10 protein-coding genes and 2 tRNA genes are annotated in these 13269 nt (G+C 60.3%); 8 read left to right on the top strand and 4 right to left on the bottom strand.

Going from position 1 to position 13269, the window contains the following annotated elements; all coding sequences use genetic code 11:
* Positions 1 to 16 precede the first annotated feature (16 nt).
* The 4 genes from ACM6HV_RS11610 to ACM6HV_RS11595 all read right to left on the bottom strand — a co-directional run bounded on the left by ACM6HV_RS11610 (position 17) and on the right by ACM6HV_RS11595 (position 3229).
* Positions 17 to 1582 (bottom strand): ABC transporter permease, encoded by a 1566-nt coding sequence (locus ACM6HV_RS11610; RefSeq protein WP_414904246.1) that lies wholly within the window; start codon positions 1580 to 1582, stop codon positions 17 to 19.
* On the bottom strand, positions 1582 to 2592 hold the full coding sequence (locus ACM6HV_RS11605) for an extracellular solute-binding protein (RefSeq protein ID WP_414904245.1): 1011 nt from the start codon (positions 2590 to 2592) through the stop codon (positions 1582 to 1584). The genes ACM6HV_RS11610 and ACM6HV_RS11605 overlap by 1 nt, the downstream gene beginning before the upstream one ends.
* Positions 2593 to 2874: 282 nt before the next feature.
* Positions 2875 to 2961, bottom strand: a tRNA-Leu gene (locus ACM6HV_RS11600).
* Between the two features lie 181 nt (positions 2962 to 3142).
* Positions 3143 to 3229, bottom strand: a tRNA-Leu gene (locus tag ACM6HV_RS11595).
* A 225-nt stretch (positions 3230 to 3454) separates the two neighbouring features.
* Between ACM6HV_RS11595 and rnr the strand changes: the two genes are divergently transcribed.
* The 8 genes from rnr to ACM6HV_RS11555 all read left to right on the top strand — a co-directional run bounded on the left by rnr (position 3455) and on the right by ACM6HV_RS11555 (position 13262).
* Complete coding sequence (gene rnr, locus ACM6HV_RS11590; RefSeq protein WP_414904244.1) at positions 3455 to 6085, top strand: ribonuclease R; 2631 nt, start codon at positions 3455 to 3457, stop codon at positions 6083 to 6085.
* Positions 6082 to 6846 carry a 23S rRNA (guanosine(2251)-2'-O)-methyltransferase RlmB gene (gene rlmB / locus ACM6HV_RS11585; RefSeq protein WP_047290988.1) on the top strand — a complete coding sequence of 255 codons (765 nt, stop codon included), beginning with the start codon at positions 6082 to 6084 and terminating at the stop codon, positions 6844 to 6846. The genes rnr and rlmB overlap by 4 nt, the downstream gene beginning before the upstream one ends.
* A gap of 313 nt (positions 6847 to 7159) precedes the next feature.
* The gene (gene rpsF, locus ACM6HV_RS11580; protein WP_003221133.1) at positions 7160 to 7582 is read left to right on the top strand and encodes a 30S ribosomal protein S6; all 423 of its coding nucleotides are present in this window, start codon (positions 7160 to 7162) and stop codon (positions 7580 to 7582) included.
* A gap of 28 nt (positions 7583 to 7610) precedes the next feature.
* A complete protein-coding gene (gene rpsR, locus ACM6HV_RS11575) occupies positions 7611 to 7841 on the top strand; it encodes a 30S ribosomal protein S18 (RefSeq protein WP_002551829.1) in 231 nt (76 codons plus the stop codon).
* Between the two features lie 36 nt (positions 7842 to 7877).
* Positions 7878 to 8771: a hypothetical protein gene (locus ACM6HV_RS11570; RefSeq protein ID WP_145596121.1), complete on the top strand. Its 894-nt coding sequence runs from the start codon at positions 7878 to 7880 to the stop codon at positions 8769 to 8771.
* A 19-nt stretch (positions 8772 to 8790) separates the two neighbouring features.
* Positions 8791 to 9237 (top strand): 50S ribosomal protein L9, encoded by a 447-nt coding sequence (gene rplI / locus ACM6HV_RS11565; protein ID WP_003186385.1) that lies wholly within the window; start codon positions 8791 to 8793, stop codon positions 9235 to 9237.
* A 120-nt stretch (positions 9238 to 9357) separates the two neighbouring features.
* Positions 9358 to 10755, top strand: coding sequence for a replicative DNA helicase (dnaB, locus tag ACM6HV_RS11560; protein WP_041065665.1), 1398 nt, complete (start codon positions 9358 to 9360; stop codon positions 10753 to 10755).
* Between the two features lie 203 nt (positions 10756 to 10958).
* Complete coding sequence (locus ACM6HV_RS11555) at positions 10959 to 13262, top strand: YgiQ family radical SAM protein (RefSeq protein ID WP_041065663.1); 2304 nt, start codon at positions 10959 to 10961, stop codon at positions 13260 to 13262.
* Positions 13263 to 13269 lie beyond the last annotated feature (7 nt).

Here is a 13269-nt window from a genome sequence, read left to right as displayed (position 1 = left end):
GCTCGCGAAAGCGGTGTCAGCGGCTCAGATACATCCGCGTCGTCAGCAGATACACCGGCAACCCCGACACCACAATCAACAGCGCCGCATAAGGTGCCGCCGCCGCAAATTCGACATTTGCGGTATGCGCCCAGACCTCGGTCGCGAGCGTGTTAAGCCCGGTAGGGCTCAGCAGCAGCGTCGCCGTCAGTTCCTTCATCGCATCCAGAAACACCAGCGCAAACGCCGCGCCCAGTGCCGGGAAAATGATCGGCAGGGTCACCCGGCAAAACGCGGTGAACGACGATGCGCCCAGCGTGCGTGCCGCTTCTTCCAACTGCGGTGCAGCCTTGTTCAGTGCCGTGCGAATTGGCGCCTGCGCCAGCGGCAGAAACAGCAGCGCATAGGCGATCAGCAGCAGCGCCGACGTCTGGTACAACGCCGGCACGTAATGCAGGGCGAAATACACCAGCGTCAACGCAATCACCAGGCCCGGCAAGGCATGGAGCAGATACGGCAGGCGCTCGGCCCAGATCGCCAGTTGGCCCTTATAACGCACCACCAGCAGTCCGACCGGCACCGCCAGCAGCAGACACAGCGCCGCGCCACCGAGCGACAAGGCCAGCGAAGACAGCAGCGCCTCAGTGATCGCTGCGACCGGGAAGGCTGCCGATGAGCCAACCGCCAGCCAGTACGCGAGCATGCCCAGCGGAATTCCACTGCCGACAATCGCCAGTAACAGGCAATACAACTGACCGACAATAGCCCACGGCCCCAATCGCACTTGTTCGGCCTGACGTGCCGCGCCCTGGCCAGTGCGCACATGGCGACCCTTGCCGCGGACACGCAGCTCCAGCCACAGCAGCATCAGACAAAGCGCGAGCAGCACCGCCGAAAGCATCGCCGCGTTGGCGTTGCTGAATTCCAGTTCGAATTGCTGATAGATCGCGGTGGTGAAGGTTTGCAGGCCGATGATCGACAGCGCGCCGAACTCGACCAGCATGTGCAGGGCAATCAGCAGCGAACCGGCCAGCAGCGATGGCCAGAGCAACGGCAGAGTGACGCGGAAAAACACGCCCCAGCGGTTCTGTCCCAAGGTGCGGGCGGATTCTTCGAGGGATGGATCGAGGTTGCGCAGGGTTGCCGCGACCGGCAGAAAGATCAACGGATACTTCGACAGGCTCATCACCAGAATCGCCCCGCCGAGGCCTTCGAACTGCGCGCTCAACGACACCCAGGTAAAGCTGCTGACGAACGCCGGCACCGCGAAGGGCAGGCACAGAATCACGCCCCACAGGCGTCGTCCCGGCAGATTGCTGCGCTCCAGCAGCCACGCCAGTGACAGGCCGATCACGCCGCACGTCAGTGTCACGCCAACCATCAACGCCAGCGTGTTGCGCAGCAGGCCAAACACATAGGGGCGCCACAGCAAGTGCAGCGCCTCGGCCCAACCGGCCTGCCAGGCTTTCAGACCCACATAGGCCAGCGGCAACAGGCTCAGCACCACTAGTAATAAAACCGGCAGCACCAGCCAGATCGATGGCCGCTTGCGTTGTGGCACGTAACCCCCGCGCGCGGCGGGGGCGGATAACGATGCGGCCATCAGTTCAGGCCAACTTCACGTTCCAGCTCCAGGGCTTCCTCGGCGTTGCCCAAATCGGCCGGGGTCACGTTCGGCGCTTGCAGTTCGCTGAATGGCTTGAGGCCGCGATCCGATTCCATGCCCTTGTGCAGCGGGTATTCGGCGGTGGTCTGGGTGATCACGCGCTGACCTTCTTCGCTGGCCATGTAGGCAAGGAATTGCTGAGCTTCTTTTGGATGTTTGCTGGATTTCAGTACGGCAGCACTGGACACGGTGATCAGTCCGCCGACATCGCCGCCGGTGAAGTAATGCAGTTTCGAGTCGAGTTTGCCTTTCTCGCGCTGCAGGGCGAACCAGTAGTAGTTGTTCACCAATACGGTGGCGACCTCACCATTTTCCACGGCTTTGAGGGCGACCATGTTGTTGCTGTAGGTCTTGCCGAAAGCGCGCAGGCCGGTCAGCCATTCTTCGGCGGCGTCGCGACCGTGCATCTTGATGATTGCCACGGCCTGTTCCTGAAAGGCGCCGCTGGTCGGGACGAAGCCGACTTTGCCTTGCCACTTCGGATCGGAGAATTCCATTACCGACTTCGGCAGATCTTTTTCGTCGACCAGTTTCGGGTTGTAGGCAACCACGCGAACCCGCGCGGTGACTCCGATCCAGGTGCCGTTGCCGGCAACGTATTCTTTCGGCAGCACGGCCAGCGTGGCGTCATCGGTCTTGGCCAGCAGGCCTTGCTCGCCGAGGTTGTTCAGTGGTGGGGATTCTTCGGTGTAGATCACGTCGGCGGGGGAGCGGTCACCTTCTTCGATGATCTGGCTGGCGAGCTGGTTGCTGCTGCCCTTGCGTACGTTGACGTGAATGCCGGTCTTGGCCTCGAAAGCCTTGGCGATCGCATCGCCGACTTCCTTGTGTTGACCGTTGTAGAGTGTCAGGGAAACCGCATCGGCTGCCTGGGTGAGGGGAGTGGCGAGTGCCAGGCCGAGCAGGGTGAAGGTCAAGCCGCGGCGCAGGGTATTTCGAAACATCATTCGCAGGGTTCCTCACTGTCGCATTGCAAAAACTTGCAACAATGATAAACGATATTGTTTCTCAAGTGCGCCTTGTGGGCTGCCGCCAGCTCTGGTACGGCGTATTCGCAGAAATGTAGGAGCTGCCGAAGGCTGCGATCTTTTGATCTTTTTTTAAAAGCAAAGATCGCAGCCTTCGGCAGCTCCTACAGGGGCAGGGCGCAAGTTTTCAAACGCCAGAAACGCAAAAACCCGCTTTCGCGGGTTTTTGGGGAACTCAACGTCGTAACCTTGAGTTTGAATTGGTGCCCAGAAGAAGACTCGAACTTCCACGACCGTAAGGTCACCAGCACCTGAAGCTGGCGTGTCTACCAATTTCACCATCTGGGCATTCATCGCGAGCGTTGCCGCTGTTGATGTGGCGCACTATACGGAGCGCTTTTTGATCTGTAAACCCCTGATTTAATTTTAATTAATCGGGTTTGACAAAACCGTTCCCCGGAATGCAAAAAACCCGCTTTCGCGGGTTTTTGTGTGAGTCTTGAAACTGTTCTAGTCTCAAACTCGAAATTGGTGCCCAGGAGAAGACTCGAACTTCCACGACCGTAAGGTCACCAGCACCTGAAGCTGGCGTGTCTACCAATTTCACCACCTGGGCATCTCGTCAACGTGTGTACGTCGTCGATGGCGCGCACTATACGGAGCGCCTTTTTAACTGTAAACCCCCGGCAGCAAAAAAAATGATTTTTTTTACCGGCGGTGTTCAAAAGGGCTTTCAGGCGTCGATACAAGGCTTCAGAAGGGCCTTATAGAGTCGGAAATTTCCCGTTTGATGACGCCTATGCCAAACTAACCCGCATATAGACAAGGTGAAAACTCTCTAATGGCCGATTGGCAGTCCCTCGATCCCGAGGCCGCTCGTGAAGCGGAAAAATATGAAAACCCTATTCCCAGCCGCGAACTGATCCTTCAGCACCTTGCTGATCGGGGTTCGCCTGCTGCCCGCGAGCAACTGGTCGAAGAGTTTGGTCTGACCACAGAAGACCAGATCGAAGCCCTGCGCCGCCGCCTGCGCGCCATGGAGCGCGACGCTCAACTGATCTACACCCGCCGTGGCACCTATGCACCGGTAGACAAGCTCGACCTGATCCTCGGTCGCATCAGCGGTCACCGTGACGGCTTCGGCTTCCTGGTGCCGGACGACGGCAGCGACGACCTGTTCATGAGCCCGGCGCAAATGCGTCTGGTGTTCGACGGTGACCGTGCCCTGGCTCGGGTTTCCGGTCTCGACCGTCGCGGTCGCCGGGAAGGCGTGATCGTCGAAGTGGTGTCCCGTGCCCACGAGAGCATCGTTGGTCGCTACTTCGAAGAAGGCGGCATCGGTTTCGTCGTGGCCGACAATCCGAAGATTCAGCAGGAAGTGCTGGTGACTTCAGGTCGCAACGCCAACGCGCAAATCGGTCAGTTCGTCGAGGTGAAAATCACCCACTGGCCGACGCCGCGCTTCCAGCCGCAAGGCGATGTGATCGAAGTGGTCGGCAACTACATGGCGCCGGGCATGGAAATCGATGTCGCGCTGCGTACCTACGACATTCCGCACGTCTGGCCTGAAGCGGTGCTGAAAGAAGCCGCCAAGCTCAAGCCTGAAGTCGAAGAGAAAGACAAAGAGAAGCGTGTCGATCTGCGCCATCTGCCGTTCGTCACCATCGACGGCGAAGATGCCCGCGACTTCGACGACGCGGTCTACTGCGAAGCCAAGCCGGGCAAACTGCGTCTGTTCTCCGGCGGCTGGAAGTTGTACGTGGCAATTGCCGACGTTTCCAGCTACGTGAAAATCGGTTCGGCGCTGGACAACGAAGCCCAGGTGCGCGGCAACTCGGTGTACTTCCCCGAGCGCGTGGTGCCGATGCTGCCTGAGCAGCTGTCCAACGGCCTGTGCTCGCTGAACCCGCACGTCGACCGTCTGGCCATGGTTTGCGAGATGACCATCTCCAAGTCCGGCGAAATGACCGACTACTGCTTCTATGAAGCGGTGATCCATTCCCACGCCCGTCTGACCTACAACAAGGTCAGCGCGATGCTGGAAACCCCGAAAGCCACCGAAGCACGCAAGCTTCGTGGCGAATACACCGACGTGGTGCCGCACCTCAAGCAGCTCTATGCGCTGTACAAAGTGTTGCTGGCTGCCCGTCACGTGCGCGGCGCGATCGATTTCGAAACGCAGGAAACCCGGATCATCTTCGGTTCCGAGCGCAAGATCGCCGAAATCCGTCCGACCACCCGCAACGATGCGCACAAGCTGATCGAGGAATGCATGCTGGCGGCCAACGTGGCCACTGCCGAATTCCTCAAGAAGCACGAAATCCCTGCGCTGTACCGTGTCCACGACGGCCCGCCGCCGGAGCGTCTGGAAAAGCTGCGCGCCTTCCTCGGTGAGCTTGGCCTGTCCCTGCACAAAGGCAAGGAAGGACCGTCGCCGAAGGACTATCAGGCCCTGTTGGCGAGCATCAAGGACCGTCCGGACTTCCATCTGATCCAAACCGTGATGCTGCGCTCCCTGAGCCAGGCGGTGTACAGCGCCCAGAACGAAGGTCACTTCGGCCTCAATTACGAAGCCTATACCCACTTCACCTCGCCGATCCGTCGTTACCCGGACCTGCTAACGCACCGCGCCATCCGCAGCGTGATCCATTCGAAGCAGGACACGCCGCACGTTCGCCGCGCAGGGGCGATGACCATTCCGAAGGCGCGCATCTATCCGTACGACGAAGCGGCGCTGGAGCAACTCGGCGAGCAGTGCTCGATGAGCGAGCGCCGTGCCGACGAGGCCACCCGCGACGTGGTGAACTGGCTCAAGTGCGAGTTCATGAAGGATCGCGTCGGCGAATCGTTCCCGGGCGTGATCACGGCGGTGACCGGTTTTGGTCTGTTCGTCGAGCTGACCGACATCTATGTCGAAGGCTTGGTGCACGTCACCGCGCTGCCGGGCGATTACTACCACTTCGATCCTGTGCATCACCGCCTGGCGGGCGAGCGCACCGGTCGCAGCTTCCGTCTCGGCGATACCGTTGAAGTGCGCGTGATGCGCGTCGACCTCGACGAGCGCAAGATCGACTTCGAGATGGCCGAAAAAACCATCAGCGCACCGATCGGCCGCAAGAAACGTGGCGCCGATACCGCAGCGCCTGCGAGCAAGGCTGTGGAGGACAAGGCTCCGGCGAAAACCGCCAGCCGTCGTCCAGCCAAAGAGAAAGCCGTCGAGGCCTATCGCCCGAGCGATGCCGTGGCGAAAAACGCCGAGCTGCGCAAAAGCCGTGAATTGAAGAAGGCCTTGCTGGCCGAAGCCAAAAGCGGTGGTAAAGCGGCGTCTGGGGGAAAGACCGGGCGGTCGGCGCCTGACAAGGCCGTCGGCGGCAAGCCAGCCAAACCGAGCAAACACCGTAAAGGCCCGCCAAAAGCGGGTTCGGCTCCAGCCAAAAGTGGCGGGTCGCGTAAACCGAAGGCGAAGTCATGAGTCAGTTGGAAAAAATCTACGGCGTTCACGCGGTAGAAGCGTTGCTGCGTCACCACCCGAAACGCGTCAAGCAGATCTGGCTGGCCGAAAGCCGCAATGATCCGCGCGTGCAGACCTTGATCGAGCTGGCCAACGAAAATCGTGTGCAGATCGGTCAGGCCGAGCGCCGCGAAATGGACGCCTGGGTTGAAGGCGTGCACCAGGGCGTGGTGGCTGAGGTCAGCCCGAGCCAGGTCTGGGGCGAGGCGATGCTCGACGAACTGCTCGACCGCACCGAAGGCGCACCGTTGTTGCTGGTGCTCGACGGCGTGACCGACCCGCACAACCTCGGCGCCTGCCTGCGTTCGGCGGATGCTGCCGGCGCACTGGCGGTGATCGTGCCCAAGGACAAGTCGGCAACCCTGACGCCCGTGGTGCGTAAAGTGGCCTGCGGCGCGGCGGAAGTGATTCCGCTGGTGGCAGTGACCAACCTGGCGCGCACTCTGGAAAAGCTCCAGCAGCGCGGTCTTTGGGTGGTCGGCACGGCGGGGGAGGCCGAGGTCAGCATTTATGACCAGGACCTGACCGGCCCGACCATCCTGATCATGGGGGCCGAAGGCAAAGGCATGCGTCGCCTGACTCGCGAGCACTGCGACTATCTGGTGAACCTGCCGATGGCCGGTAGCGTCAGCAGCCTCAACGTGTCCGTGGCCACCGGTGTGTGTCTGTTCGAAGCGCAGCGTCAACGCGGCGCCAAGGCCAAAGTTGCCGCGAAGAAGTAGTCTTGAGCTGAAATCGGTTCAAATGTGGGAGCGAGCCTGCTCGCGAAAGGGGTGTGTCAGACGACAATAATGTTGCCTGATATATCGCATTCGCGAGCAGGCTCGCTCCCACAGTGTTTTGTGTCAGGTCGAAGATCGGTGATTGTTCAAATAATCACCAATTGCCTTGCACCTCTGCAGTCCCTTCTCTACAATTGCGCCCCTTGCTGTGACGGCAGGCACGCATGTGCCCCGCGCCAGCAAGTCCATAAGTGTCATTCACTCCTTGTCTGACCGTTTTTGAGCGGCAGGCTACAACCCGTAAGGAGCATTCATGCGTCATTACGAAATCATCTTTCTGGTCCACCCTGACCAGAGCGAGCAAGTCGGCGGCATGGTTGAGCGTTACACCAAGCTGATCGAAGAAGACGGCGGCAAAATCCACCGTCTGGAAGACTGGGGCCGTCGTCAACTGGCCTACGCAATCAACAATGTTCACAAGGCTCACTACGTGATGCTGAACGTTGAGTGCACTGGCAAGGCCCTGGCCGAGCTGGAAGACAACTTCCGCTACAACGATGCTGTGATCCGTAACCTGGTCATCCGTCGCGACGAAGCCGTTACCGGCCAGTCCGAGATGCTCAAGGCTGAAGAAAACCGCAGTGAGCGCCGTGAGCGTCGCGACCGTCCTGAGCACTCCGACGCTGATGGCGTTGAGGGTGATGACAGCGACAACAGCGATAACGCTGACGAGTAATCCACGGACCTTTTAAGGAGCCTATCAAATGGCACGTTTCTTCCGTCGTCGTAAATTCTGCCGCTTCACCGCTGAAGACGTGAAAGAGATCGATTACAAAGATCTCAACACTCTGAAAGCCTACGTATCCGAGACCGGCAAAATCGTTCCAAGCCGCATCACCGGTACCAAAGCTCGTTATCAGCGTCAGCTGGCCACCGCTATCAAGCGCGCCCGCTTCCTGGCCCTGCTGGCCTACACCGACAGCCACGGCCGCTGAGACCGGGCAGTCGACAAGTAGCAAAGGATTGAATGCATGCGTGCCTTAGCTGAGTTCATCATGCGCGGCCGTATGCAGGCCACTCTCGTAGTGGCCGGGTGTGCAACATTGCCGTTGTTGTATTGGTTGGGTGCTGCCGCCGGGAGCCTGGTGCTTCTGCGGCGCGGACTGACGGACGCCATTGGCGTCCTGTCCCTGGGGCTGCTGCCGGCATTGATCTGGTGGCTGTATGCCGATGATCCGCGAGCACTTCTGGTGCTGCTGGGGTCTTCGGGGCTTGCGTTGGTGTTGCGCGCAAGCGAATCCTGGGTCCGTACGCTGCTGGTCAGCGTAGTGATTGGAGTGGTGTTTTCTGTGGTGCTCGGGGCAGCGTTTGCGGCCCAGATCGAGATGCTCGCGCAAGCCTTGATAAAGGTCATGCCGGCGCTTCTTGGTGAAACCTACAAGCAATTGTCGGTCGATGAGCAAGCGCGTTTCGCGTCCCTGATTGCACCGGTCCTGACCGGGCTGATTGCGGCCTTGTTGCAGATCGTCAGCGTGCTGAGCCTGATTGTCGGGCGTCATTGGCAGGCGTTGTTGTACAACCCGGGTGGTTTTGGTCGCGAGTTTCGCGCCATCCGGATCCCGCTGGGGCCGGCGATGTTGCTGCTGGCGTTGATGCTTCTGGGCCCGAATCTCGGTGCACAGATGGCCATGTTGACGCCGTTGTGCAGCGTACCGCTGGTGTTCGCCGGACTGGCCCTGATTCACGGGCTGGTCGGGCAGAAGCGACTGGCCGGTTTCTGGCTGGTGGGGTTGTACGTCACGCTGCTGTTGTTCATGCAGCTGCTCTATCCGTTGCTCGTGGTTCTGGCCATTGTCGACAGCCTGATTGATTTTCGCGGTCGTCACGTGTCGAAAGGCACCGATAACGCGAACGGTGAAGGTTAAAAGTTAAGAGGATTTCCACATGCAACTGATCCTTCTGGAAAAAATCGCCAACCTGGGCAACCTGGGCGACAAAGTAAACGTTAAGGCCGGTTACGGCCGTAACTACCTGCTGCCTTTCGGCAAAGCTACCGCTGCGACCGCTGCCAACCTGGCTGCGTTCGAAGAGCGTCGCGCTGAGCTGGAAAAAGCCGCCGCAGACCGTAAAGCATCGGCTGAAAGCCGTGCTGCCCAACTGGCCGAGCTGGAAGTGACCATCACTGCCACCGCTGGCGACGAAGGCAAGCTGTTCGGTTCGATCGGTACTCACGACATCGCTGACGCACTGACCGCCTCCGGCGTTGAAGTTGCGAAAAGCGAAGTTCGTCTGCCGAACGGCACCATCCGCAACGTGGGTGAATTCGACGTGGCTGTGCACCTGCACGCCGAAGTTGAAGCCACCGTACGCGTTGTCGTGGTAGCAGCTTAAGCAATACTTGTCGGCTGGCACCCTCGGGTGCTAGCCGGTAACATCGGGCACGATCCTGTTTACAGGTCGTGCCCTTTGTCTTTCTGGTACTCCCGTTTTCAACCCTGACTCCAAGTGGCCATGAACGAAATCACCGCTCCCGAGCAATACGATCTGCAAACCGCCGCGCTGAAAGTGCCGCCGCATTCCATCGAGGCCGAACAGGCTGTACTCGGTGGTCTGATGCTGGACAACAACGCCTGGGAACGCGTGCTCGATCAAGTCTCCGACGGCGATTTCTACCGGCATGACCACCGCCTGATCTTCCGTGCGATCGCCAAACTGGCCGATCAGAACATGCCGATCGACGTCGTGACCCTTGCCGAGCAACTGGACAAGGAAGGTCAGACGTCTCAGGTCGGCGGCCTCGGTTACCTCGGCGAGCTGGCGAAAAACACGCCGTCCGTCGCCAACATCAAGGCCTATGCGCAGATCGTTCGCCAGCGGGCGACGTTGCGTCAGTTGATCGGCATCAGCACCGAAATTGCCGATGCCGCGTTCAACCCGGAAGGTCGTACCGCCGAAGAGATCCTCGATGAGGCCGAACGGCAGATCTTCCAGATCGCCGAGGCGCGCCCCAAGACCGGCGGGCCGGTGGGCGTCAACGAACTGTTGACCAAGGCCATCGATCGCATCGACACCCTGTTCAACACCGCCGACTCGATCACCGGTCTATCCACCGGTTATACCGACCTTGACGAGAAGACCAGCGGCCTGCAACCGGCCGACCTGATCATCGTCGCCGGCCGTCCGTCGATGGGTAAGACCACCTTCGCCATGAACCTGGTGGAAAACGCTGTACTGCGCAGCGACAAGGCGGTGCTGGTGTACTCCCTCGAGATGCCAGGCGAATCGCTGATCATGCGTATGCTTTCGTCCCTGGGGCGTATCGATCAGACCAAGGTGCGTTCCGGCCAGCTGGAAGACGACGACTGGCCGCGCCTGACCTCGGCGGTCAATCTGCTCAACGACCGCAAGCTGTTCATTGACGATACCGCCGGCATCAGCCCGTCGGAAATGCGTGCGCGAACCCGGCGCCTGGTTCGCGAGCATGGCGATATCGGTCTGATCATGATCGACTACCTGCAACTGATGCAGATTCCCGGCTCCAGCGGCGACAACCGGACCAACGAGATTTCCGAGATCTCGCGATCCCTGAAAGCCCTGGCCAAGGAATTCAACTGCCCGGTGGTGGCGCTGTCGCAGCTCAACCGCTCCCTGGAACAACGTCCCAACAAGCGTCCGGTGAACTCCGACTTGCGGGAATCCGGAGCGATCGAGCAGGACGCCGACGTCATCATGTTCGTGTACCGGGACGAGGTGTATCACCCGGAAACCGAGCACAAGGGCATCGCCGAAATCATCATCGGCAAGCAGCGGAACGGCCCGATCGGCTTTATTCGCCTGGCGTTTATCGGTAAGTACACCCGCTTCGAAAACCTCGCGCCGGGCAGTTACAACTTCGACGACGACGAGTAACGTCGAGCACTTGTGGCGAGGGAGCTTGCTCCCGATCGGCTGCGCAGCAGTCGAATTCTGGGGGCTGCTTCGCAACCCGGCGGGAGCAAGCTCCCTCGCCACAGGTAAAGCACAATTTCCGACCATGGCCGTCGGAATTGGTCAAAATTTGTGCTATATTCCGCGCCCGCGAAATTCAATGAAAGCCAACACCGGTTATCGACATGCAAGCAGCCAAGCCGTTATTTGACTATCCAAAGTACTGGGCCGAATGTTTCGGGCCAGCGCCATTCCTGCCGATGAGCAGGGAGGAGATGGATCAGCTTGGCTGGGATTCCTGCGACATCATCATCGTCACCGGTGACGCCTACGTCGATCACCCGTCGTTCGGCATGGCGATTATCGGCCGGCTGCTGGAGTCCCAAGGCTTCCGCGTCGGGATCATCGCTCAGCCGAACTGGCAGTCCAAAGACGATTTCATGAAGCTCGGCGAGCCGAACCTGTTCTTCGGCGTCGCGGCCGGCAACATGGACTCGATGATCAACCGCTACACCGCGGACAAGAAAATCCGTTCCGACGACGCCTACACGCCGGGTGGCATGGCGGGCAAACGTCCGGACCGCGCGAGCCTGGTCTACAGCCAGCGCTGTAAGGAAGCCTACAAGCATGTGCCGATCGTCCTCGGCGGCATCGAAGCTTCCCTGCGCCGCATCGCCCACTACGACTACTGGCAGGATCGCGTGCGCAACTCGATCCTGATCGACGCCAGCGCCGACATTCTGCTGTACGGCAACGCCGAGCGGGCCATTGTCGAAGTGGCCCAGCGCCTGTCCTACGGGCACAAGATCGAAGACATCACCGACGTGCGCGGCACCGCGTTCATCCGCCGTGACACGCCGCAAGGCTGGTACGAAGTCGACTCCACGCGCATCGACCGTCCGGGCAAGATCGACAAGATCATCAACCCGTACGTCAACACCCAGGACACCCAGGCCTGCGCCATCGAGCAGGAAAAAGGCCCGGTGGACGATCCCGAGGAAGCCAAGGTCGTGCAGATCCTGGCCAGCCCGAAGATGACCCGCGACAAGACCGTGATCCGCCTGCCATCGATGGAAAAAGTGCGTAACGACCCGGTCCTGTACGCCCACGCCAACCGCGTGCTGCACCTGGAAACCAACCCGGGCAACGCCCGTGCGCTGGTGCAGAAGCATGGCGAAATCGACGTCTGGTTCAACCCGCCACCGATTCCGATGACCACTGAAGAAATGGACTACGTGTTCGGCATGCCTTACGCACGGGTTCCGCACCCGGCGTACGGCAAGGAAAAGATCCCGGCCTACGACATGATCCGTTTCTCGGTGAACATCATGCGTGGCTGCTTCGGCGGCTGCACGTTCTGCTCGATCACCGAGCACGAAGGCCGGATCATCCAGAACCGTTCCGAAGAGTCGATCATTCGCGAAATCGAAGAGATCCGCGACAAGGTTCCTGGCTTCACCGGCGTGATCTCCGACCTTGGCGGCCCGACCGCGAACATGTACCGCATCGCCTGCAAGAGCCCGGAAATCGAATCCGCGTGCCGCAAGCCGTCCTGCGTGTTCCCGGGTATCTGCCCGAACCTGAACACCGACCACTCGTCGCTGATTCAGCTGTACCGCAGCGCCCGTGCCTTGCCGGGTGTGAAGAAGATCCTGATTGCCTCCGGCCTGCGTTACGACCTCGCGGTCGAGTCGCCGGAGTACGTCAAAGAGCTGGTGACCCACCACGTTGGTGGTTACCTGAAGATCGCCCCGGAACACACCGAGGAAGGTCCGCTCAACCAGATGATGAAACCGGGGATCGGTACTTACGACCGCTTCAAGCGCATGTTCGAGAAGTACACCAAGGAAGCCGGTAAAGAGCAGTACCTGATCCCGTACTTCATCGCCGCGCACCCGGGCACCACCGATGAAGACATGATGAACCTGGCGCTGTGGCTCAAGGGCAACGGGTTCCGTGCCGACCAGGTGCAGGCGTTCTACCCGTCGCCGATGGCCACCGCCACCGCGATGTACCACTCGGGCAAGAACCCGCTGCGCAAGGTCACCTACAAGAGCGACGGTGTGACTATCGTCAAGAGCGAGGAGCAGCGTCGTCTGCACAAGGCGTTCTTGCGTTATCACGACCCGAAAGGCTGGCCGATGCTGCGCGAAGCGCTGACCCGCATGGGCCGCGCCGACCTGATCGGGCCGGGCAAGAACCAGTTGATCCCGCTGCATCAGCCGGCCACCGACAGCTACCAGAGCGCCCGTCGCAAGAACTCGACGCCGGCTGGCAGTCACAAGGTCGCGAAAGAGAAGACCACCAAGATTCTCACCCAGCATACTGGCCTGCCGCCGCGTGCCAGTGACGGTGGCAATCCTTGGGACAAGCGTGAACAAGCCAAGGCTGCGGCGTTTGCCCGCAACCAGCAGGCGGCCAAGGAGCGCAAGGAAGCGGCCAAGGGCAAGGGGCCGAAACCGGCGCGCAAGCCCGTCGTTCCTCGCTAAACCAGAA

Origin of the sequence: Pseudomonas sp. IT-P260, from assembly GCF_949768395.1 — a bacterium.
Taxonomy (GTDB): Bacteria; Pseudomonadota; Gammaproteobacteria; order Pseudomonadales; family Pseudomonadaceae; genus Aquipseudomonas; species Aquipseudomonas parakoreensis.
The sequence above is the reverse complement of the archived record's forward strand: the minus strand, read 5'-3'. Positions and strand labels throughout refer to the sequence as shown.

Coding starts and splice junctions, on each gene's coding strand:
- dnaB (WP_041065665.1), top strand. CDS start 9,358: ATGAACGAAATCACCGCTCCCGAGCAATACGATCTGCAAACCGCCGCG.
- ACM6HV_RS11570 (WP_145596121.1), top strand. CDS start 7,878: ATGCGTGCCTTAGCTGAGTTCATCATGCGCGGCCGTATGCAGGCCACT.
- ACM6HV_RS11555 (WP_041065663.1), top strand. CDS start 10,959: ATGCAAGCAGCCAAGCCGTTATTTGACTATCCAAAGTACTGGGCCGAA.
- rnr (WP_414904244.1), top strand. CDS start 3,455: ATGGCCGATTGGCAGTCCCTCGATCCCGAGGCCGCTCGTGAAGCGGAA.
- ACM6HV_RS11605 (WP_414904245.1), bottom strand. CDS start 2,592: ATGATGTTTCGAAATACCCTGCGCCGCGGCTTGACCTTCACCCTGCTC.
- rplI (WP_003186385.1), top strand. CDS start 8,791: ATGCAACTGATCCTTCTGGAAAAAATCGCCAACCTGGGCAACCTGGGC.
- rlmB (WP_047290988.1), top strand. CDS start 6,082: ATGAGTCAGTTGGAAAAAATCTACGGCGTTCACGCGGTAGAAGCGTTG.
- rpsR (WP_002551829.1), top strand. CDS start 7,611: ATGGCACGTTTCTTCCGTCGTCGTAAATTCTGCCGCTTCACCGCTGAA.
- ACM6HV_RS11610 (WP_414904246.1), bottom strand. CDS start 1,582: ATGGCCGCATCGTTATCCGCCCCCGCCGCGCGCGGGGGTTACGTGCCA.
- rpsF (WP_003221133.1), top strand. CDS start 7,160: ATGCGTCATTACGAAATCATCTTTCTGGTCCACCCTGACCAGAGCGAG.